At 70.7% G+C, this 21,845-nt stretch carries 18 protein-coding genes; 14 read left to right on the forward strand and 4 right to left on the reverse strand.

What is annotated here, in order from left to right; genetic code table 11:
* Window positions 1-12: 12 nt before the first annotated feature.
* A complete protein-coding gene (locus AC1MLT_RS09280; protein WP_481032008.1) occupies window positions 13-1,095 on the reverse strand; it encodes an AI-2E family transporter in 1,083 nt (360 codons plus the stop codon).
* 163 nt (window positions 1,096-1,258) lie between these two features.
* Between AC1MLT_RS09280 and AC1MLT_RS09285 the strand changes: the two genes are divergently transcribed.
* Entirely contained in the window at window positions 1,259-2,122 is an 864-nt protein-coding gene (locus AC1MLT_RS09285) for an aldo/keto reductase (RefSeq protein WP_481032009.1), read from the forward strand.
* Between the two features lie 26 nt (window positions 2,123-2,148).
* Here AC1MLT_RS09285 and AC1MLT_RS09290 read toward each other — a convergent pair whose 3' ends face one another.
* Complete coding sequence (locus tag AC1MLT_RS09290; protein WP_481032010.1) at window positions 2,149-3,060, reverse strand: LysR family transcriptional regulator; 912 nt, start codon at window positions 3,058-3,060, stop codon at window positions 2,149-2,151.
* Window positions 3,061-3,189: 129 nt separating this feature from the next.
* On the opposite strand from AC1MLT_RS09290, the gene gcl reads away from it, so the two are divergent.
* The 3 genes from gcl to AC1MLT_RS09305 all read left to right on the forward strand — a co-directional run bounded on the left by gcl (window position 3,190) and on the right by AC1MLT_RS09305 (window position 8,230).
* Window positions 3,190-4,983 carry a glyoxylate carboligase gene (gene gcl, locus AC1MLT_RS09295; RefSeq protein ID WP_481032011.1) on the forward strand — a complete coding sequence of 598 codons (1,794 nt, stop codon included), beginning with the start codon at window positions 3,190-3,192 and terminating at the stop codon, window positions 4,981-4,983.
* A 61-nt stretch (window positions 4,984-5,044) separates the two neighbouring features.
* A complete protein-coding gene (gene hyi / locus AC1MLT_RS09300) occupies window positions 5,045-5,893 on the forward strand; it encodes a hydroxypyruvate isomerase (protein ID WP_481032012.1) in 849 nt (282 codons plus the stop codon).
* A 36-nt stretch (window positions 5,894-5,929) separates the two neighbouring features.
* The gene (locus tag AC1MLT_RS09305; protein ID WP_481032013.1) at window positions 5,930-8,230 is read left to right on the forward strand and encodes an NADP-dependent malic enzyme; all 2,301 of its coding nucleotides are present in this window, start codon (window positions 5,930-5,932) and stop codon (window positions 8,228-8,230) included.
* 48 nt (window positions 8,231-8,278) lie between these two features.
* Here the strand turns inward: AC1MLT_RS09305 and AC1MLT_RS09310 are convergent, their stop codons facing one another.
* Window positions 8,279-10,378: a hybrid sensor histidine kinase/response regulator gene (locus tag AC1MLT_RS09310; protein WP_481032014.1), complete on the reverse strand. Its 2,100-nt coding sequence runs from the start codon at window positions 10,376-10,378 to the stop codon at window positions 8,279-8,281.
* Window positions 10,379-10,566: 188 nt separating this feature from the next.
* On the opposite strand from AC1MLT_RS09310, the gene AC1MLT_RS09315 reads away from it, so the two are divergent.
* From AC1MLT_RS09315 to AC1MLT_RS09345, 7 genes are all read left to right on the forward strand, one after another.
* A complete protein-coding gene (locus AC1MLT_RS09315; protein ID WP_481032015.1) occupies window positions 10,567-11,595 on the forward strand; it encodes an ABC transporter substrate-binding protein in 1,029 nt (342 codons plus the stop codon).
* A gap of 27 nt (window positions 11,596-11,622) precedes the next feature.
* The gene (locus AC1MLT_RS09320; RefSeq protein WP_481032016.1) at window positions 11,623-12,468 is read left to right on the forward strand and encodes an ABC transporter ATP-binding protein; all 846 of its coding nucleotides are present in this window, start codon (window positions 11,623-11,625) and stop codon (window positions 12,466-12,468) included.
* 5 nt (window positions 12,469-12,473) lie between these two features.
* Complete coding sequence (locus AC1MLT_RS09325; protein ID WP_481034952.1) at window positions 12,474-13,247, forward strand: ABC transporter permease; 774 nt, start codon at window positions 12,474-12,476, stop codon at window positions 13,245-13,247.
* 5 nt (window positions 13,248-13,252) lie between these two features.
* Window positions 13,253-13,735: a nucleoside deaminase gene (locus tag AC1MLT_RS09330; RefSeq protein ID WP_481032017.1), complete on the forward strand. Its 483-nt coding sequence runs from the start codon at window positions 13,253-13,255 to the stop codon at window positions 13,733-13,735.
* Between the two features lie 123 nt (window positions 13,736-13,858).
* Window positions 13,859-14,482 (forward strand): hypothetical protein, encoded by a 624-nt coding sequence (locus tag AC1MLT_RS09335; RefSeq protein WP_481032018.1) that lies wholly within the window; start codon window positions 13,859-13,861, stop codon window positions 14,480-14,482.
* Between the two features lie 91 nt (window positions 14,483-14,573).
* Window positions 14,574-14,699 (forward strand): hypothetical protein, encoded by a 126-nt coding sequence (locus AC1MLT_RS09340; RefSeq protein ID WP_429595568.1) that lies wholly within the window; start codon window positions 14,574-14,576, stop codon window positions 14,697-14,699.
* An 84-nt stretch (window positions 14,700-14,783) separates the two neighbouring features.
* Window positions 14,784-16,970 (forward strand): NAD(+) synthase, encoded by a 2,187-nt coding sequence (locus AC1MLT_RS09345; protein ID WP_481032019.1) that lies wholly within the window; start codon window positions 14,784-14,786, stop codon window positions 16,968-16,970.
* Here AC1MLT_RS09345 and AC1MLT_RS09350 read toward each other — a convergent pair.
* Complete coding sequence (locus AC1MLT_RS09350; RefSeq protein ID WP_481032020.1) at window positions 16,957-17,949, reverse strand: isopenicillin N synthase family dioxygenase; 993 nt, start codon at window positions 17,947-17,949, stop codon at window positions 16,957-16,959. The genes AC1MLT_RS09345 and AC1MLT_RS09350 overlap by 14 nt on opposite strands.
* 530 nt (window positions 17,950-18,479) lie before the next feature.
* On the opposite strand from AC1MLT_RS09350, the gene AC1MLT_RS09355 reads away from it, so the two are divergent.
* The 3 genes from AC1MLT_RS09355 to AC1MLT_RS09365 all read left to right on the forward strand — a co-directional run bounded on the left by AC1MLT_RS09355 (window position 18,480) and on the right by AC1MLT_RS09365 (window position 21,813).
* Complete coding sequence (locus tag AC1MLT_RS09355) at window positions 18,480-19,052, forward strand: nucleoside deaminase (protein ID WP_481032021.1); 573 nt, start codon at window positions 18,480-18,482, stop codon at window positions 19,050-19,052.
* Window positions 19,053-19,299: 247 nt separating this feature from the next.
* Window positions 19,300-20,133 (forward strand): urease accessory protein UreD, encoded by an 834-nt coding sequence (locus AC1MLT_RS09360; RefSeq protein WP_481032022.1) that lies wholly within the window; start codon window positions 19,300-19,302, stop codon window positions 20,131-20,133.
* Window positions 20,134-20,193: 60 nt separating this feature from the next.
* A complete protein-coding gene (locus tag AC1MLT_RS09365; protein WP_481032023.1) occupies window positions 20,194-21,813 on the forward strand; it encodes an OpgD/OpgG family glucan biosynthesis protein in 1,620 nt (539 codons plus the stop codon).
* Window positions 21,814-21,845 lie beyond the last annotated feature (32 nt).

Consider the following 21,845-nt stretch of genomic DNA (forward strand, 5'->3'; position numbering starts at 1 on the left):
CCCGGACCTACGTCAGATCGGCGTGCCCTTGTCGTTGTGGTGGTCGCCGACGTCGCCGGAGTTGGCGAACAGGCTCCACGCCGCCATGAACAGGGCCGCGATGACCGGGCCGATGACGAAGCCGTTGATGCCGAACAGCGCCATGCCGCCGATGGTGGACATCAGCACGATGTAGTCGGGCATCTGCGTGTCCTTGCCCACCAGGATCGGGCGCAGGATGTTGTCGACCAGGCCGATCACGAAGACGCCGACGAAGATCAGCACCAGGCCCTGCCAGATGCGGCCGGTGGCCAGGAAGTACACCGCCACCGGGCCCCAGATGAGCGCCGCGCCCACCGCCGGCAGTAGCGACAGGAAGGCCATCAGCACGGCCCACAGCAGCGCGCCCTGCACGCCCAGGAACCAGAACGCCAGCCCGCCCAGGGTGCCCTGGGCGATCGCCACCGCCACGTTGCCCTTGATGGTGGCGCGGATCACGGTGGTGAACTTGTTGAGCAGGTAGTGCGTGTGCGGCTTGGCCAATGGCAATGCGTCGCGCACCGTCTTCGACAAGGCGGCGCCGTCGCGCATCAGGAAGTACAGGAGATACAGCATCACGAAGAAGCTGACGAAGAAATCGAAGGTGTTCTGGCCGATGGTCAGGGCCTGGCCGGCGACCACCTGGCTGCCCTGCGCGGCGCCGGCGGTGATGCGGGCCTCCAGCGAGGCCATGTTGCCGAGGTCGAAGCGGTCCAGGATGTTCATGACCCAGCGCGGCATGGCGCCCAGGATCTGCTGGAAGTAGGCGGCGAAGTTGATCTGGCCGGTGCGGATGTCCTGCGTCACCACCGCCACCTGCTGCACCAGCGAGACGCCGATCATGGCCAGCGGCAGGATCACGATCACCAGGCAGATCGCCAGGGTCAGGAGCGCGGCGGTGTTCTTGCGGCCCGGGAACTTACGCAGCAGCCACTTGTAGAGCGGCGTGAAGAGGATGGCCAGCGCGACACCCCAGAGCACGGCGCCGAAGAACGGCATCAGGATCCAGATGAAGGCGACCGTGACGATGGCGAGCAGTGCGAAGAACACGCCGCGCTGGAGTTGGGGGGAATTCATAGGTGACGCAATGTAGTCGAGTGCCCCCGACGGCGCATGTACGTCAGGCGCCGGACTTGGCGCCAGCCAGCCGCCGTCGTGGCGGCCGCGCAACGCTCCAGCCATCCGCACCGGCATCCACCCGGGCGCCGCAAGGGTCGGCGCATGACGCATCATCCAGGGCATGAACACTGTGAAGACCCTCGACCTGCCGGCGGGACCGGCGATGCCCGTGCTCGGCCTGGGCACCTGGCGCCTGGGCGAGGACCCGGCGCGCCGTCCGGCCGAGGTGGCCGCCGTGCGCGCCGCCCTGCGCATGGGCTACCGCCTGATCGACACGGCGGAGATGTATGGCGACGGCGGCTCGGAGGAGGTCGTCGGCCAGGCCATCGCCGAGGCGATCGCTGCCGGCGAGGTGCGGCGCGACGCGCTCTACGTGGTCAGCAAGGTGCTGCCCCACAACGCCAGCCGGCGGGGCACGTCGAGCGCCTGCGCGCGCAGCCTGGCGCGGCTCGGCCTGGAGCGCCTCGACCTCTACCTGCTGCACTGGCGCGGTCCGCACCGGCTGGCCGACACCGTGGCGGCGCTGGAAGCCCTGGTGGCCGAGGGCCGCATCGGCGCCTGGGGCGTGAGCAACTTCGACACCGACGACATGGACGAGCTGGCCGCATTGCCCGGCGGCGGGCATTGCGTGGCCGACCAGGTCTACTACTCGGTCGCCGAGCGCGGCCCCGGATTCAGCCTGGCGCCCTGGCTGCGCGCGCATGGCCAGGCCCTGATGGCCTACAGCCCGATCGACCAGGGCGCGCTGGCATCGGACCAGGGGCTGGCGGCGCTGGCGCGCGCGCGCGGCGTGACGGCGGCGCAGCTGGCGCTGGCGCGGCTGCTGGCCGAGCCGGGCGTGGTCGCGATCCCCAAGGCCACGCAGGAGGCGCACCTGCGCGAGAACCTGGCGGCGGCATCGCTGGCGCTGTCGGCCGAGGACATCGCCGCGATCGACCGGCTGCACCCGCCGCCGCGCCGCAAGACGCCGCTGGCGATGATCTGAGGGGCCGGGCCGGTTCGGCTGCCGCGTCAGGGCGCCGGCGTCTCCCACCAGCGCGCGCCGAAGCGCCCCTGCAGGAAGGCTACGAAGCCGGCGACCCGCCCACCCACCAGCCGGGGTGACGGGAAGACGGCATGGATCTCCTGGCCGGCCAGCGCGTGGTCGGCCAGCACCTCCACCACCCGTCCGGTGGCCAGCGATTCCGCCGCCACGTAGCGCGGCATCAGCGCCACCCCGAGGCCGTCGCGCACCGCCGCCAGCACCGCCGAGACATTGTTCGAGCGCAGCCGCGCCGCCACCGGCACCGACACCGGCTCGCCCCGCGGCGTGCGCAAGTGCCAGACATCGTCGCCCACCACGCTGCTGTAGATGATCGCCACGTGGGCGCTCAGGTCGCTCGCGTGCCGGGGCACGCCATGCCGCGCCAGGTAGTCCGGCGCCGCCACCGCCAGCCACGGATTGAGACCCAGGAAGCGCGCGCCGAGCGAGGAATCGGCCAGCCGGCCCATGCGGATCGCCACGTCGATGCCCTGCGCCACCAGATCGACATAACGGTCCTCGAAGCTGAGGTCGAGCCGCACCTGCGGATGGCGCGCCATGAATTCGAGCGCCAGCGGCACCACCACGCGCCGCCCGAAGGCGACCGAGGTGCCGATGCGCAGCAGTCCCTGCGCCGCCGAGGGCTGCAGGCGCACGCTGGCATCGGCCTCCTCGGCATCGCGCACGAGGGCCTTGCACTTCTCGTAGTACAGCGTCCCCGCCTCGGTCGGGCTGACGCCGCGCGTGTTGCGATGGAGCAGCCGCACCGCCAGCCGCGCCTCGATGGCCGCGACCTGCTTGGTCACGGTCGGCTGGGTGGTGTTGAACTCGCTCGCCGCCCGGGAGAAGCTGCCGGTCTCCACCACCCGCACGAAGATCGCCATCGCCTGCAGTCGGTCCATGCGGGGATGCTAGCCACTCGCGCGCGCCCGGCCATTCCGTGGCGGAATAGTTTTTATGGCGCGGCGGCGCCTTCCGGCCGCGCCGGCCGTTTCCTAGAGTCGGTCCATCGACAACAAGGAGACAGCCACATGACGAAGATGAGCGCCATCGAGGCGGCGGTGCTGGTGCTGGAGAAGGAAGGCGTGACGCAGGCCTTCGGCGTGCCTGGCGCGGCCATCAACCCGCTCTACGCGGCCCTGCGCCGCCACGGCGGCATCGCCCACATCCTGGCGCGCCACGTCGAGGGCGCCTCGCACATGGCCGAGGGCTACACGCGCGCCGTGGCCGGCAACATCGGCGTGTGCATCGGCACCTCGGGGCCGGCCGGCACGGACATGATCACCGGGCTCTACTCGGCCTCGGCCGACTCCATCCCGATCCTGTGCATCACCGGCCAGGCGCCGCGCGCGCGGCTGCACAAGGAGGACTTCCAGGCGGTCGACATCGAGTCGATCGCGCGTCCGGTCACCAAGTGGTCGATCACGGTGCGCGAGCCCGGCCAGGTGCCGCAGGTGTTCCAGCAGGCCTTCCACCTGATGCGCTCGGGCCGACCCGGGCCGGTGCTGATCGACCTGCCCCTGGACGTGCAGATGGCCACCATCGAGTTCGACATCGACCGCTACGCGCCGCTCGCGCCCTGGCGGCCGTGCGCCACGCGCGACCAGATCGGGCACGCGCTGATGCTGCTCGAGGCCGCCGAGCGGCCGGTGATCGTGGCCGGCGGCGGCGTGATCAACGCCGACGCCTGCGCGCTGCTGGTGCGCTTCGCCGAGCTCACCGGCGTGCCGGTGATCCCGACGCTGATGGGCTGGGGCGCGATCCCCGACGACCACCCGCTGATGGCCGGCATGTGCGGGCTGCAGACCAGCCACCGCTATGGCAACGCGACGCTGCTGGCCTCGGACTTCGTGCTGGGCATCGGCAACCGCTGGGCCAACCGCCACACCGGCTCGATCGAGGTCTACACCCGGGGCCGCACCTTCGTGCACGTGGACATCGAACCGACGCAGATCGGCCGCGTCTTCACGCCCGACTTCGGCATCGTCTCGGACGCCGGGGCGGCGCTGGCGCTGTTCGTCGAGGTCGCCGAGGCGCGGCGGGCCGAGGGCCGGCTGCGCGACCGCGCGGCGTGGTCGCAGTCATGCCGCGAACGCAAGCGCACGCTGCTGCGCAAGACGCACTTCGACGACGCGCCGATGAAGCCGCAGCGCGTCTACCAGTGCCTCAACGCGCACTTCGGCCCCGAGACCTGCTATGTCAGCACCATCGGCCTGTCGCAGATCGCGGCGGCGCAGTTCCTGCACGTCTTCCGGCCGCGCCACTGGATCAACTGCGGCCAGGCCGGTCCGCTGGGCTGGACGCTGCCGGCCGCGCTGGGGGTGCGCGCGGCCGATCCGACGCGGCGCATCGTCGCGCTGTCGGGCGACTACGACTTCCAGTTCATGGTCGAGGAGCTGGCCGTGGGCGCGCAGTTCAAGCTGCCCTACCTGCACGTGGTGGTGAACAACAGCTACCTCGGGCTGATTCGCCAGAGCCAGCGCGCGTTCGACATGGACTACTGCGTGCAGCTGGGCTTCGACAACATCAATGCCGGCCCCGACGCCGGCATCGAGGCGGGCTATGGCGTCGATCACGTCAAGGTGGCCGAGGGCCTGGGCTGCAAGGCGATCCGCGTCCAGCGTCCCGAGGAGATGCAGCCGGCGCTCGAACAGGCCGAGCGCCTGATGGCCCGCCACCGCGTGCCGGTGGTGCTGGAGGTGATGCTGGCGCGCGTCACCGACATCGCCATGGGCACCGAGATCGACGCCATCCGCGAGTTCGAACCGCTCGCCGGATCGATCGAGGACGCGCCGACCGCGCTGGCCGCCACCCTGCCGCGCTGAGCGGTCCGCCCTCGCCATCCCCGTCGCCATCCCGATCGCCATCCCGCCAGGAGCCCCGCGCATGCCCCGCCTCGCCGCCAACCTCTCCATGCTGTTCACCGAGCTGCCCTTCATGCGGCGCTTCGAGGCCGCGGCCCGGGCCGGCTTCGAGGCGGTGGAATACCTCTTCCCCTATGCCCTGCCGGCGCGCGAACTCGCCGCCGCCCTGCGCGCCAACGGACTGGCGCAGGTGCTGCACAACCTGCCCGCCGGCCGCTGGGAGGACGGCGAGCGCGGCATCGCCTGCCACCCGGGGCGCGTGGCCGAGTTCCGCGCCGGTGTCGGGCTGGCCATCGGCTATGCGCAGGCCCTGGGCTGCCCGCAGCTCAACTGCCTGGCCGGTCGCGTGCCCGGGGATGCGAGCGCGGCCGACGGTCGCCGCACGCTGGTCGACAACCTGCGCTTCGCCGCCGCGCAACTGCGCGCGGCCGGCATCGGGCTGCTGGTGGAGCCGGTCAACCATTTCGACATCCCCGGCTTCGCGCTGACGACCACCGCGCAGGCACTGGCGCTGATGGACGAGGTCGAGGCGCCCAACCTGCGCCTGCAGTACGACATCTATCACGCGCAGCGCATGGAGGGCGAACTCGGCGCCACGCTGGCGGCGCATCTCGGACGCATCGGCCACATCCAGCTCGCCGACAACCCCGGGCGCGGCGAGCCCGGCAGCGGCGAGATCCACTTCCCCTGGCTGCTGCGGCACATCGACGCCCTGGGCTACGACGGCTGGATCGGCTGCGAGTACCGGCCGCGCGGCGACACCGTCGCCGGCCTCGGATGGCGCGCGGCATGCGGGGTGGACGACCGGCGCGCGGCCCGGGGCCGTGGTTCCCATGAGACGGAAAGTATCGGTTTTGGAGTAGCCTCCTGATCGTTTTCGTCGTTTGAACCCAGGAGACTTCTTTCCATGTCCGCTCCCCTCTCCCCCGCAGAAGAAGCCTTGCGCGAAGCCGCACGCGACTACCACCGCAATCCGGTGCGCGGCAAGATCTCGATCACGCCGACCAAGCCGCTGGTCAACCAGCGCGACCTGTCGCTGGCCTACTCGCCCGGCGTCGCCTATCCCTGCCTGGACATCGAGGCCGACCCGGCCATGGCGGCCGAGTACACCTCGCGCGGCAACCTGGTGGGCGTGGTCACCAACGGCACCGCCGTGCTGGGCCTGGGCAACATCGGCCCGCTGGCCGCCAAGCCGGTGATGGAAGGCAAGGGCTGCCTGTTCAAGAAGTTCGCCGGCATCGACGTCTTCGACATCGAGCTGGCCGAGAACGACCCCGACAAGCTGGTCGAGATCATCGCGGCGCTGGAGCCCACGCTCGGGGGCATCAACCTCGAGGACATCAAGGCGCCCGAGTGCTTCTACATCGAGAAGAAGCTGCGCGAGCGCATGAACATCCCGGTGTTCCACGACGACCAGCACGGCACCGCCATCATCTCGGCCGCCGCGCTGCTCAACGGACTCGAACTCGTCGGCAAGAGGATCGAGGACGTGAAGATCGCCGTCTCCGGCGCCGGCGCCGCCGCGCTGGCCTGCCTGGACGTGATGGTCGGGCTGGGCGCCAAGCCGGCCAACATCTACGCCGTCGACTCCAAGGGCCTGATCTACACCGGCCGCGCCGGCGGCTTCGACGAGTCGAAGGCGCGCTTCGCCCAGCCCGACACCGGCAAGCGCACGCTGGCCGACGTGGTCGACCAGGCCGACGTGTTCCTCGGCTGCTCGGCCCCCGGCGTGCTGACGGCCGACATGGTCAAGACGATGGGCTCGCAGCCGATCATCCTGGCGCTGGCCAACCCAGAGCCCGAGATCCGCCCCGAGCTGGCCAAGGCCGTGCGCCCGGACTGCATCATCGCCACCGGCCGCTCGGACTATCCCAACCAGGTCAACAACGTCCTGTGCTTCCCCTACATCTTCCGCGGCGCGCTCGATTGCGGCGCCAGCAAGATCACCGAGGAGATGAAGCTGGCCTGCGTGCGCGAGATCGCCGACCTGACCAAGGCCGACATCAGCGAGGAGGTGGCCACCGCCTACGAGGGCCAGGAGTTGTCCTTCGGCCCCGACTACCTGATCCCCAAGCCCTTCGACTCGCGCCTGATCCTGCGCATCGCCCCGGCCGTGGCCAAGGCGGCGCAGGAATCGGGCGTCGCGGCGCGCCCGATCGAGGACCTGGAGGCCTATCGCCAGCAGCTCACCCGCTTCGTCTACCAGACCGGCATGTTCATGCGCCCGGTGTTCGCGGCCGCCAAGATCGCCACCGCCAAGCGCGTGGCCTATGCCGAGGGCGAGGACGACCGCGTGCTGCGCGCGGCGCAGCTGGCCATCGACGAGGACCTGGCGCGACCGATCCTGATCGGCCGGCCGGCGGTGATCGAGGCACGCATCAAGAAGGCCGGCCTGCGCCTGCGCCTGGGCGACGACTACGAGGTCGTCGATCCCGAGAACGACACGCGCTTCCGCCAGTACTGGGAGGCCTACCACCGCAGCATGGGCCGCCGCGGCATCTCGCCCGAGGCCTCCAAGGCGATGGTGCGGCGCTCCAACACCACCATCGCCGCGCTGATGGTGCAGCTCGGCGATGCCGACGCCATGCTCTGCGGCCTGGTCGGGCGCTTCGACAGCCACCTGAAGATCCTCGACCAGCTGCTCGGCCCCAAGGAGGGCGCGCCCGCGTTCGCCACGCTCAACGCATTGACGCTGACCAACCACACGCTGTTCATCGCCGACACCAACGTGCACGAGGACCCGAGCGCCGAGCTGCTGGCCAACATCGCCGTCATGGCCGCGCAGGAGGTGCGCCGCTTCGGCCTGCCGCCCAAGGTCGCCTTCCTGTCGCACTCGAACTTCGGCTCGTCCGACCGCGCCTCGGCGCGCAAGATGCGCCAGGCGCGCGACCTGTTCGTGAAGCTGGCGCCGGACATCGAATGCGATGGCGAGATGCATGGCGACTCGGCCCTGTCCGAGGACGTGCGCACGCACGCCCTGCCCGAGACCACCCTCACGGGCTCGGCCAACCTGCTGATCTGCCCCAACCTCGACGCCGCGAACATCCTGTTCAACGTGCTCAAGATCACCGGCGGCAACGGCGTCACGGTCGGCCCGATCCTGCTGGGCGCGGCGCGCTCGGCGCATGTCCTGACGCCTTCGGCGACGGTGCGGCGGCTGGTCAACATGACCGCCCTGGCCGTGGCCCAGGCGGCGATCGAGAAGTAGCCGGACGCGCGGGCGGCGCCGGCGCCATGCGCGTCGGGTTGCCGGTCCTCAGGTGGCGCTCGAGCGGCGGCGCTGGTGCCGCTTGCCGGCCTCCTTGCGCAGCGCCAGCGAGAGCTGGTCGAAGGAATAGGGCTTCTGCAGCAGCTCGAAGTCGCCGGCCCCGCCATGCACCAGCGCGTCGCTGTAGCCCGAGGTCAGCACCACCGGCACGTCCGGATGCCGACGGCTGATCTCGCGCGCCAGCTCGACGCCGTTCATGCCCGGCATCACGACATCGGAGAACACGACGTCGAAGGCCTCGGGCGTGCGGTCGAGCTCGGCCAGCGCCTGCTGCGCATCGACGGCCCAGGCCGTCACGTAGCCCAGTTCGGCCAGGGTCTGCGTCGCCAGGGCGCCGACCTCCACGTTGTCCTCGACCACCAGCACGCGGGTGCCATGCCCGACCAGCAGCGGCTCGGGCACGCCGAGCTCCGGCTCGGCCGGCAGCGCGGTGGCCCACGGCAGGTAGAGCGTGAAGGTGCTGCCGCGCCCCGGCGTGCTGTCGACCTGCACCTCGCCCCCCGACTGCTTGGCGAAGCCATAGACCTGCGACAGTCCCAGCCCCGTGCCCAGGCCGACCGACTTGGTGGTGAAGAAGGGCTCGAAGATCTTCTTCAGGTGGTCGGCCGGGATGCCGGTGCCGGTGTCCTTGAGCGAGACCTCGACATAGGAGCCCTGGCGCACCGGATGCGAACGGATCGCCGGCAGCGACTCGACCCGGCGCACGCGCAAGGTCAGCCGGCCCTCGCCATCCATCGCGTCGCGGGCGTTGACGGCCATGTTGACGATGGCGGTGTCGAACTGGCTGGCATCGGCATGCACGTAGCAGGGATGGGGTGGCAGGTCGATGCGCACCCGGATGCGCGAGCCGGTCAGCGTGTCCATCATCTCGCCCACCAGGCGGATGTTGCGCACGACGTCGAACACCGTGGGCGTGAGCGCCTGGCGGCGCGCGAAGGCCAGCAACTGGCCGGTGAGCTTGGCGGCGCGATCGACGGCGTCGGAGATCGACTGGATGTAGCGTCGGCGTTTGTCGGCGGCCGCCGGATCGACGCGGCGCAGCAGTTCGACCGACGAGCGCACCACCGTCAGCAGGTTATTGAAGTCGTGCGCCACGCCGCCGGTGAGCTGGCCCACGGCCTCGAGCTTCTGCGACTGGCGCAATTGCTCCTGCGATGCCGCCAGTGCGTTGGATTGCGCGAGTTCATCGGTGACGTCACGGCCGACCGCGTTGATGAGCCCGTGGGCCGTGCGGGTCGACCAGCTGATGTGGCGATAAGTGCCGTCCTTGTGGCGATAGCGGTTGTCGAAGCGCGGGAACGACTGGCCTTCGGCCGACGCGCTGGCGCCGGCAATGGTGGCGGGCAGATCGTCGGGATGGATGAGGTCGAACAGCGAGGAGCCGAGCAATTCCGACTCCTCCCAGCCCAGCACGCGCTGCCAGGCAGGATTGATCGCGACCATGCGGCCGTCGAAGCCGCAGCGCAGCATCAGGTCCGACGACAGCTCCCACAGCGCGTTGCGGTCGCGCGTGCGCTCCTCGACCAGCAGCGACAGATGCTCGGTGAGGTCGCGCAGTTCGGCCGCCGAGGCATCGCGCTGCTGTTCGGCCATCACCTGCTGGGTGATCTCGCTGCCCTGATTGAGCAGGCCGGCGATGCGGCCGTCCTCGCCCCGGATCGGCGTGGCGGTGAAGTCCCACCAGCTCTGCTCGCTGCGGCCATGGCGCTCGATCAGGAGCGGGACCTTGCGCCGGATCATGCCGCGGCCGGTGAGCGTCACGCGATGGAAGTCGGCGGCGACGGCGCTCCAGGCGTCGCCCCAGACCTCGGCCACCGGCTGGCCGAGGGCGCCCGGATGGCGCTCGCCCATCGATTCGATATAGGCGTCGTTGTAGAGCATGCGCAACTCCGGCCCCCACAGGATGCAGCACAGCACCGGCGAGTTCAGGCATGCCGAGACCATCGAGCGCAGCGACTGCGGCCACACCACTGGCGGCCCGAGCGGGTGCTCGCGCCAGTCCTTGGTCCGGATGAGTTCGCCCAGCACGCCGCCGTCGCGGAGGAAATCCAGGGCATCCGGGCCAGGTTCGGGAAACGATGAGGTCATGACGGGTGGGGTCTCTCTTCGAGGGGCAAGGCGATCCGGCAGAAGGATGCTGGCACCGGCGCGAGGGCGTCCGTGTCAGTCGGGGACTGCCGCGACCCTTCCGGATTCGCCATGAACGCGGCGCCGATCCGGTGCGGGCACCGTTATTGCTTCCGTTCGAGCCATTCCTTCTCCAGATGCCACCGAAGATGAACAAGCGCCACCTGCTCCAGTCCCTCCTCGCCGTTTCCGCCCTCGCCTTCGGCCTCGCCGGTGGCGCGCAGGCGCAGACGCCCGTCAAGTTCCAGCTCGACTGGCGCTTCGAGGGGCCGGCCGCCCTGTTCCTGCATCCGGCGGCCAAGGGATATTTCAAGAATGCCGGGCTCGACGTGACGATCGATGCCGGCAACGGCTCGGGCGGCACGGTCACGCGGGTGGCCTCGGGCGCCTACGACATGGGCTTCGCCGACCTGGCCGCGCTGATGGAGTTCCACGCCAACAATCCCGATGCGCCCAACAAGCCGGTGGCGGTCATGATGGTCTACAACAACACGCCCGCCTCGGTGATGGCGTTGAAGAAGAGCGGCATCGCCAAGCCGGCCGACCTGGCCGGCAAGAAGCTCGGCGCCCCGGTGTTCGACGCCGGCCGGCGCGCGTTCCCGATCTTCGCCAAGGCCAACAACATCGGCGCGGTGAACTGGACCGCCATGGATCCGTCGCTGCGCGAGACGATGCTGATGCGCGGCGACATCGATGCCATCACCGGCTTCACCTTCACCTCGCTGCTCAACCTGGAGGCGCGCGGCGCCAAGGCGGCCGACGTGGTGGTGCTGCCCTACCCCGACTACGGCGTGAAGCTGTATGGCAACGCGATCATCGTCTCGCCGAAGATGCTCAAGGACAACCCGGCGGCGGTGAAGGCCTTCCTGTCGGCCTTCGCCAAGGGCGCCAGGGAGGTCATCGCCAACCCGGCGGTGGCGATCGAATCGGTCAAGGCGCGCGACGGCATCATCGACAGCAAGCTGGAGACGCGCCGCCTGCAGCTGGCGATCGACACCGTGATCAACAGCGCCGACGCGCGCGCCGAGGGCTTCGGCGCCGCCAATGCCGGCCGCCTGGCGCTGATGGCCTCGCAGGTGTCGGACGCCTTCGCGACCAAGACGCGGGTCGACCCGGCCACGGTCTGGAACGCGTCCCTGCTGCCGCCGGCCGCGGAACTCGCCATCCTCAAGAAGTAGCTCACCCCTGCGCGTCCCATCGAACCCATGTCCGAACCCACCCACTTCGTCGATTTCCAGGATGTCTGGCTGGCCTACAACGAGCAGTTGCTGCGGGAGAACCATTTCGCGGTCGAGGCGATCGACCTGAAGATCCGGCGTGGCGAGTTCATCGCCATCGTCGGGCCCTCGGGCTGCGGCAAGTCGACCTTCATGAAGCTGGCCACCGGCCTGAAGATGCCCTCGATGGGCCGCATCCGCATCGACGGCGCGCCGGTGACCGGGCCGCTGAAGATCTCGGGCATGGCCTTCCAGGCGCCGTCGCTGCTGCCCTGGCGCACCACGGTCGACAACGTGCTGCTGCCGCTGGAGATCGTCGAGCCCTATCGCTCCACCTTCCGCGCCAGGAGGAAGGAGTACGAGGAGCGCGCCCGCCGCCTGCTGCAGAAGGTCGGCCTGGCCGGCTACGAGGACAAGTTCCCGTGGCAGCTCTCCGGCGGCATGCAGCAGCGCGCGAGCATCTGCCGCGCGCTCATCCACGAGCCCAAGATGCTGCTGCTCGACGAGCCCTTCGGCGCGCTCGACGCCTTCACGCGCGAGGAGCTGTGGTGCATCCTGCGCGATCTCTGGACCGAGCAGCGCTTCAACGTCATCCTGGTGACCCACGACCTGCGCGAGAGCGTCTTCCTGGCCGACACGGTCTATGTCATGAGCAAGAGTCCGGGCCGCTTCGTGGTCCGCCGCGAGATCGAGCTGCCGCGCCCGCGCGAGCTCGAAGTCACCTACACCAAGGAGTTCACCGACATCGTGCTGGAACTGCGCGGACACATCGGCGCCATCCGCAACACGGGCATCGGCGCGGCCCGGACCTCGGCCTCGGCGGTGGCGTCATGAGCGCGATGCAGAGGAACGCCAGGCAGATCGAACGCTGGTCGCCCTGGCTGCTGCTGGTGGCCGTGCTGGTGCTGTGGCAGATCGTCTGTTCGGGCTTGGGCATCTCCGAATTCATCTTCCCGAGCCCGCTGCGCATCTGGACCCAGTTCTGGGAGTTCAAGGAGATCATCGCCGGCCATGCCTGGCGCACCTTCTGGGTCACGATGGCGGGCTTCGGGCTGGCCATCGTGGTGGGCGTGCTGCTGGGCTTCGTCGTCGGCAGCTCGCGGCTGGCCTACGCGGCCATGTATCCGCTGATGACGGCCTTCAACGCCCTGCCCAAGGCGGCCTTCGTGCCGATCCTGGTGGTCTGGTTCGGCATCGGCATCGGACCGGCGATCCTGACGGCCTTCCTCATCAGCTTCTTCCCGATCATGGTCAACATCGCCACCGGCCTGGCCACGCTGGAGCCGGAACTGGAGGACGTGCTGCGCGTGCTGGGCGCCAAGCGCTGGGACGTGCTGATGAAGATCGGCCTGCCGCGCTCCATGCCGTACTTCTTCGCCTCGCTCAAGGTCGCCATCACGCTGGCCTTCGTCGGCACCACGGTCTCGGAGATGACGGCGGCCAACGAGGGCATCGGCTACCTGCTGATCTCGGCCGGCTCGGCCATGCAGATGGGCCTGGCCTTCGCCGGCCTGATGGTGGTGGGCGCGATGGCCATGGTCATGTACGAACTCTTCAGCCTGATCGAGAAGCACACCACCGGCTGGGCGCACCGCGGCTCGCAGGGCGGCTGACGCCGATGACGCGCGAACAGATGATCGCCGCCCTGCGGCGCGCCGACCTGGTGGCGCGGCGGGCCATGGCGATGGGGCGGCATCCGTTCGGGGCGCTGCTGGTGGCCCCGGATGGCGAGACGGTGCTGGCCGAGCAGGGCAACATCGACACCGTGCAGCATGCCGAGGCCACCCTGGCGCGCCACGCCTGGCTGAACTACCCGGGCGCCTACCTGCGCCAGTGCACGCTGGTCACCACCTTCGAGCCCTGCGCGATGTGCGCCGGCACCGTGTACTGGGCCGACATCGGCCGGGTCGTCTATGGCGCCGGCGAGGACGCGCTGCTGGCCCTGACCGGCGACCACCCGGAGAACCCGACCCTGGCGCTGCCCTGCCGCGAGGTCTTCGCGCGCGGCCAGAAATCGATCGAGGTGACCGGGCCGGTGCCCGAGGTGGCCGACGAGATGGTCGAGACGCATCGCGGGTTCTGGGCCGCGCGTGGCAGCTAGCCACTGCGCCGGTCCGCCTCCCCTTCTCCCGGCTCCTCCCGCTCCTGCCGTTTTCATCGGCGTCGCCGCCTCGCGCGCGGCGGTTCGCGAGAATGGCCGTCCCGCAGCCGCCCACCTCCCCCCATGACCACCCGCCAATCCCGCCGCAAGCTCATCGTCGTCGTGCTCCTCCTGCTGGCCGTGACGGGCGCGGCGATCCGCCATTTCGCCCCGCCCGGCACCACCACGCGCGACATCGGCACCCTGATGCTGCTGCTGTGGATCCCGGTGATCGGCAATGTCGTGGGCTGGCTGATGGCGCGCCTGAAGCGACCTCCGAAGCCCGCGCCCGCGCCCCTGGCGGAAGCCGCAGCGGCCGCCGGCGCCAGCATCGCGAAGGCGCTGGAGACGCCCTTTCGCGCCCACCTGCGCTGCGACATCACATTGCGCCCCGCCGCCGTGCCGGCCGAGGACCTGCTGATCGCCGAAGGCGAGCACTTCTGCGCCTTCGTGGTCGGCAAGGAAGGCTTCTCCGGGCGCTGGCAGGTGCCCGCGGGGGGCGCCTTCCGGCGCGGCACGACCCAGCGCCTGCCGATCGAACTGCTGTCGCCGGCCGTGGCGCTGCCCCGCCTGACGCCCGGCACGGCCTTCCGCATGCTGGTGGGCGAGGCCTTCATCGGCGATGGCAGGGTCGTCGGCACCCTCGACGAGGAGGCCGGTGCGGTGTCCACGACCGCCGTGCCGGCCGCCGCGACATCGGCTTCCTGAGGCCGCTGTTCCTCGACGCGGGCACCCGTCGCGCACGCGGGATCGGCAATGGCTGACAAGCCGTTACAAAAAGTGACCCAGACTATGTTCCATGGTCAATTTCCTCATCACCGTTGTCATTTCGACGGCTTCTGCTGCGATCTTCATGTTGGCGGTGCCTGCGGATGCGGCCAGCGCTGATTGGGAGATTCCGACAGTGGCGACCTTCGAACGCTGATCGCTGCGGCTCGTGCCGGGTCATCCGGGTGACCTGAGCGATGCGGGAAGTGCTTCCCGCATCGCCAGGACCTAGGATGTGGGCATGCCCACCGATTCATCCATTGCCGATTTCGGCAACCCCTATTCGCACGGCTTCGCCCGCCTGGCCGTGGCCGTGCCGCGCAACCGCGTGGCCGATCCGGCCTTCAACGTCGAGGAGACCCTGCGTCTCTACCGCGAGGCCGCCGCCGAGGGCGTCGCGCTGGTCGCCTTCCCGGAGCTGGGCCTGTCGGCCTATACCTGCGACGACCTGTTCCACCAGAGCGCATTGCTCGACGCCTGCGAGGCCGCCCTCGGGCAGGTGGTGGCGGCCTCGCGCGGGCTGCCCACCATCGCCGTCGTCGGCCTGCCCCTGCGGGTGGACCACCGGCTCTACAACTGCGCGGCGGTGGTCGCCGGCGGCGCCCTGCTGGGCGTGCTGCCCAAGACCTACCTGCCCAACTACGCCGAGTTCTACGAGGGCCGCCAGTTCAGCCCCGCCGACAGCGCCCTGGCCACCGAGATCGAGCTGTGCGGCGCGCGCGTGCCCTTCGGCGCCGAACTGCTGTTCAGGGCGCGCGGCCTGCCGCTGCTGACCTTCCACGTCGAGATCTGCGAGGACGTGTGGGTGCCCATCCCGCCGTCGAGCCAGGCCGCGCTCGCGGGCGCGACGGTGCTGGTCAACCTCTCGGCATCGAACATCACGGTGGGCAAGTCCGACTACCGCCACCAGCTGGTGCGCTCGCAGTCGGCGCGCTGCCTGGCGGCCTACCTGTACTCGTCGGCGGGCATCGGCGAGTCGACCACCGACCTGGCCTGGGACGGCCAGGCGCTGATCTACGAGAACGGCGAGCTGCTCGCCCAGAGCGAGCGCTTCAGCAACCGCTCCCACATGATCGTGGCCGATGCCGACCTGGAGCGCCTGGCCCACGAGCGCATGCGCCAGAACTCCTTCGGCGTCTCGGCCCAGCGCCACAAGGACGCGCTGAGGCACTGGCGCACCGTCGAGTTCGACCTGCCCGGGCTGGGGTGCGCGGCCCCCGGGGCGCTGCGCCGCACGGTGGAGCGCTTCCCCTACGTGCCGGCCGACGCGGCCACGCGCGACGAGCGCTGCCGCGAGGTCTTCAACATCCAGGTGCAGTCGCTGGTCCAGCGGGTGGAGGCCGCGGGCATCGCCAAGCTGGTCATCGGCGTCTCCGGCGGGCTGGACTCGACCCACGCGCTGCTGGTGTGCGCCCAGGCGATGGACCGCCTGGGGCGCCCGCGCAGCGACATCCTGGGCTTCACGATGCCCGGCTACGCCACCACCGGGCGCACCCTGCGCCAGGCGCACGGGCTGATGGCGGCCATCGGCTGCACCGCGCGCGAGATCGACATCCGCCCGAGCTGCCGCCAGATGCTCGCCGACCTGGGCCACCCCTTCGCCGAGGGCGTGGCGCAGTACGACATCACCTTCGAGAACGTGCAGGCCGGCGAGCGCACCAGCCACCTGTTCCGCCTGGCCAACCACCACGGCGGCATCGTCGTGGGCACGGGCGACCTCAGCGAGCTGGCGCTGGGCTGGTGCACCTATGGCGTGGGCGACCACATGTCGCACTACAACGTCAACGCCAGCGTGCCCAAGACGCTGATCAAGCACCTGGTGCGCTGGGTCGCCGGCGCGGGCGTGCTCGACGCGGCCGGCAGCGAGGTGCTGCGCGCCATCGTGGCCACCGAGGTCAGCCCGGAGCTGGTGCCGGTCGACGCGCCGGCGGACGGCGCCCAGGGCCAGGGCCAGGACGAAGGCAAGAGCGAGGCCCGGGACGTCGCCTCGCGCGAGCAGCCCGGCCAGCGCACCGAGGACACCATCGGCCCCTACGAGCTGCAGGACTTCCACCTCTACTACATCACGCGCCACGGCTTCCGCCCCTCGAAGGTGGCGTTCCTCGCGCACGCGGCCTGGAGCGAGCGCGAACGCGGTCCCTGGCCCGAGGCGCTGGAGGGCGAGGAGCGCAATGCCTATGGGCTCGCGGCCATCCGCGCCCACCTGCGCACCTTCGTCTGGCGCTTCTTCAAGACCAGCCAGTTCAAGCGCTCGTGCGTGCCCAACGGGCCGAAGGTGGGTTCGGGCGGCTCGCTCTCGCCGCGCGGCGACTGGCGCGCCCCCAGCGACTCCGAGGCCGAGGTCTGGCTGGCCGAGCTCGATCGGATCCCGCTCGAGGCGCCGGCCCAGGCACCGCTCGCGCCCCCGGCGCCGCTCAGTACGCCTTGAAGTTGGCCGCGATGCGCTGGTTGAGGAAATCGCCGGCGCTGATCGGCGCGTGCGTCCCGCCCGGGCTCTCGATCATCGCGTCGCGATTGGCCTGGGCGAAGAAGGCGATGCTGTAGCGCGAGCCCATGTACTCGCCCGGCAGCGGGTTCTTCACGCGATGAAAGTTGCTCGGCAGGCGGTCGTCGCTCCAGCGCATCAGCATGTCGCCGATGTTGCAGGTGATGGCGTCGCCGTCGGGCGCGATGGGGGTCCATTCCTGCGCGTCCATCTCCTTGCCGGGACACACCTCCAGGCCGCCCTGGCCATGGCGCTGGTAGAGCAGCGTCAGGCAGTCGAAATCGGTGTGCGCGCCGGCGCGCCACAGTTCGAGCCGGTCCTGCGCCTCGGGCGGGATCGCGTAGTAGTGCAGCAGGCGCAGGGTGCTCTGGTAGCTGGGACGCTCCGGATCGTGCGCGCGGGCGAAGAAGTCGCGCTCGAAGCCCAGCTTGGTCGCGAAGCACGACAGCACGCGCATGCCGACCTCCCAGCTCTCGCGCTCGAAGGCGAGCAGGGTCTGGCGCAATCCCGGCAGTTCCTCCTCGGTCGGCCACAGGTCCGCCATGTGCGGGCGGGTGATCTGGTAGCTCTCCTTCTGGTCGGGCGTGCCGGTGGAGGGCCGGACCTGCGCCTTGCTCTCCCAGCCGGCGTTGAGGGCCTTCTTCAGCGGGTACTGCGCCTTGACCGCTTCGGGCAGGGCGAACAGGCGCTCGGCCATACCGAAGGCCTCGCGGATCCTCGACAGCTCGATGCCGTGGTTGACGAGCTGGAAGAAGCCGACGTCGACGGCGGCGTCCCACAGCTCCTGGGCGATGACGTCGCGGCGATGCTCGAAGTCGGAGAGGTCGATGCGGCGGATCTCGCGCGCGGTGGTGGTGCGGCCCGGCGCGCCCATGCGGGTCTCGCGCTGGAGTTCGGTGAGGACGTGGTCGGTGGCGCTCATGGCAATGGATCTCCTGAAGAAAGTCGGAACTCGGGCTTCAAGAGCAATTTCCTGCCAGCCTCAGACGGCTTGCGGCTGGTGAACGCTTCTACTCTGTGCGACCCCGATGATCGCCCAGGGTGGAAGGGAGCGACAAATTCACCGGGACGGTGCCCCCTCGGCGGGGTCGTACTTTTCCGGTGCGCGGCGTGCCGCTTCGTGGTGCATGGCGTGCGCCGGACCGTGCGCCGCCCGGCGCCAGGGGATTTCCGGCGCTCGCCGTGGCATGCCTCCTGCTTGCCGGTGCCCGAGTCCCTGAACCTCCCGGAACCGTCCGGCATTTCGAGCACGAGCCATTGGCCGCCGTCTGAATCCGAAGCGATTTCTCCACCGATGCGCGGAAACCGGAACGAAGATCGTGGCGCTCGCGCGGCTTCGATGTCGAACGACGCGAGCCGGCGGCATGTGCCCGGCTCGCTTTCTCCGGTACGGCGTTCCGTCGCCATCGTGCGGTGGACACAGGCACGAATGCATCAACGAACGATCCGACCATGACTTCTCATTTCTCCTCCTCCTCCTCCTCGTCGTCGTCAGCGACATGGCCGCGCGCCAGCGCCGGTGCCGGCCTGCCGGCCGAGCAGCCGCTCGACGAGCGCGACGGCCGCTACCTGCGCAAGGCGATCTACTGGTCGCACGCGGCGAGCCGGCGCGGCAACCGGCCGTTCGGCGCCATCGTGGTCTCGGCCGCCGGCGACGTCATCGCCGAGGCCTACAACGCCACCGCCGAGAACGGCGACTGCACCTCCCACGCCGAGATGGGCGCCATCCGGGCGCTGGCCGCGCGGCGCCCGACGCGCGAGGAACTCGCCGGCGCCACGCTCTATTCGTCGGCCGAGCCGTGCGTGATGTGCGCCGGCGCGATCTTCTGGTCGAACATCGGACGCGTGGTGTTCGGCATCGACGCCGAGCGCCTGCGCGTCTTCCGTGGCGAGCGCCAGGACCAGCGCGATGCCGAGCTGTCCTGCCGCGATGTCTTCGCCGCCTCGCCCCATCCGATCGAATGCATCGGCCCCGCCCTGATCGACGAGGCCACCGCTCCCCACGAGGGCGCCTGGAGGATTTGACCCACCCCCAGGCTTCGCGCACTTCATGTCGCTTCGCCAACCCCCTTCCAGGGGGCGACACCGGCGGCCCGGCGAAGCCGGTTCCACGGTGTCCTGAGCTCACCCCCAGGCTTCGCGCACTTCGTGTCGCTTCGCCAACCCCCTTCCAGGGGGCGACACCGGCGGCCCGGCGAAGCCGGTTCCACGGTGTCCTCGGCCTACCCCGGGGTTGCGGGCGCGGGGCGGGTTTGGCTTCTAGACTCCACGGATGCCCTGGCACGCCCGACTCGCGCTCGACTACAGCGCCCCGACCCCCTCACGCACCATCGCGCGTTTCCGGCACGATGGCCCGCTGCGCATCCTGCAGAGCCTGTATCCGGAGGGCGACGCGGTCTGCCACAACGTGCTGGTGCATCCACCGGGCGGACTGGTCGGTGGCGACACGCTCGACATCGACGTGAGCGCCGCGCCGGGCAGCCACGGCTTGCTGACCACGCCGGGCGCGACGCGCTTCTATCGCAGCGAGGGCGAGGTCGCGGTGCAGCGCACCACCCTGCGGCTGGCCGCCGGCGCGCGGCTCGAATGGTTGCCGCTGGAGGCGCTCTGCTACAGCGGCTGCCGGGCCGAGAACCGGCTGCGCATCGAGGCCGCGCCCGGCGCCGAGCTGATCGGCTGGGACGTGACCGCGCTCGGCCTGCCCGCCGCCGGCCTACCGTTCGAACGCGGCAGCCTGCTGCAGCACATCGAGGTGCCGGGGATGTGGCTGGAGCGCGGCCGCATCGATGCCGCCGACCACCGGCTGCTCGCCAGTCCGCTCGGGCTGGCGGGGCAGCGCTGCATCGCCTCGCTGTTCCTGGTCGCGGGCACGCCGCTCGCGCGCGCGCGGCGCGAGTCGCTGCTCGAGCTGGCGCGCGGATGGGCCGACGCGCACGAACTGGCGGCGAGCGCCGGCGCCACCAGCCCGCATGGCGGGATCGTGGTGCTGCGCGTGCTGGCGCCGGTGGTCGAGCCCGCCATGCAGCTGCTGCGGCAGGTCTGGCAGGCCTGGCGCGGCGAACTCTGGCAGCGGCCGGCCGGCCTGCCGCGCATCTGGTCGATGTAGGCACGGCGCGCGGGGATTTGGCCAGCAGAGGGTGAACCCGCGCGCCTAGACTGCCGCGCCATGCAGAGAAGAAACTTCCTCGGCGCCGCCGGCGTCCTCGGCCTCGCGGGTTGCGCGAGCGGCGCGCGGCCCCTCGACACGGCGACCCCGGCGATCGCCCCCGCCGCGCGCGCCGCCGGCCTGAAGCCGCTCGGCGGCACGCAGCGCGGCTTCGACTACGCCTGGCTCAAGGGCGCGGCGCGCAACCTCTCCGAACGCGCCTACGAACCGCATGGCCGGCCGTTGCCGGCCGATGTCGCCGCGCTCGACTGGGATGGCTACCAGGCCCTGCGCTTCCGCCCCGAACACGGCCTGTGGGCCGATGCAGGCCTGCGCTTCCAGATCCGGCTGTTCCACCTGGGGCTGTTCTTCAAGCGGCCGGTGCGCATGTTCGACGTCGTCGGCGACGAGGCCCGCCAGCTGGCCTACGACCCGGCGATGTTCGACTACGGCAGGAGCGGACTCGATGGCGCCAGGCAGCCCGACGACCTCGGCTTCGCCGGCTTCCGCGTGCTGGGCGCGCCGGCCTTCCGCAACGACGTGGCGGCGTTCCTGGGCGCGAGCTACTTCCGCGCCGTCGGCGCCGAGGGCCAGTACGGCCTGTCGGCGCGCGGCCTGGCGGTGGACACCGCCCTGCCCCGGCCGGAGGAATTCCCGGACTTCACCGACTTCTACTTCGAGCGCCCGGCGCCGGGCGCCACCACCGTGGTGGTCTACGCGATGCTCGATTCGCCCAGCGTGGCCGGCGCCTACCGCTTCGCCATCACGCCGGGCGAGGTGCTGACGATGGACGTCGACGCCGCGCTCTACCCGCGCCGCGCCATCGAGCGCATCGGCATCGCGCCCTGCACCAGCATGTACCAGACCGGCGAGAACGACCGCCGCCTGGCCAACGACTGGCGCCCCGAGATCCACGACTCCGACGGCCTGCAGCTGCACACCGGCGCCGGCGAATGGATCTGGCGGCCGCTGTCGAACCCGGCGCGGCTGCGCTTCAACGCCTTCGCCGACCGGGGTCCACGCGGCTTCGGGCTGATGCAGCGCGATCGCGACTTCGACCACTACCAGGACGATGGCGTGTTCTACGAGAAGCGGCCCTCGCTGTGGGTCGAACCCCGGGGCGACTGGGGCGAGGGCTCGGTGCAGCTGGTCGAGATCCCGACGCAGGACGAGACCTTCGACAACATCGTCGCCTTCTGGAACCCGGCCACGCCGCCCCGGGCCGGCGAGGAACTGCTGTACGCCTACCGGCTGCACTGGGGCGCACGCGCACCGGTGGCGCCGGCGCAGGCCGGCCTGGCGCATTGCGTGGCCACGCGCACCGGCATCGGCGGCGTCATCGGCCGGCCGCGCACCTACGCGTCGCATCGCTTCGCGCTCGACTTCGCGGGCGGCCGGCTGGCCGCGCTGGCGGCGGCGGGCACGGCGATCGAGCCGGTCGTCGAGGTCTCGCGCGGGCGGGTGGAGATCACGTCGGCACGGCCGCTGGCGGCGGTGCGGGGCATCCGGGCGATGTTCGACCTGGTGGCCGAGGGCGACGAGCCGGTCGCGCTGCGGGTCCACCTGCGCAGCGGCGATGCGGCGGTCAGCGAGACCTGGGTGTACGAGTGGACGCCGCCGCCCGCCGGGCGCGGGGGCTAGGCCGGGTCCCGGCCGCCCGACCGATCGGCGGC

It is taken from the genome of Variovorax sp. PEI5 (genome assembly GCF_056679935.1).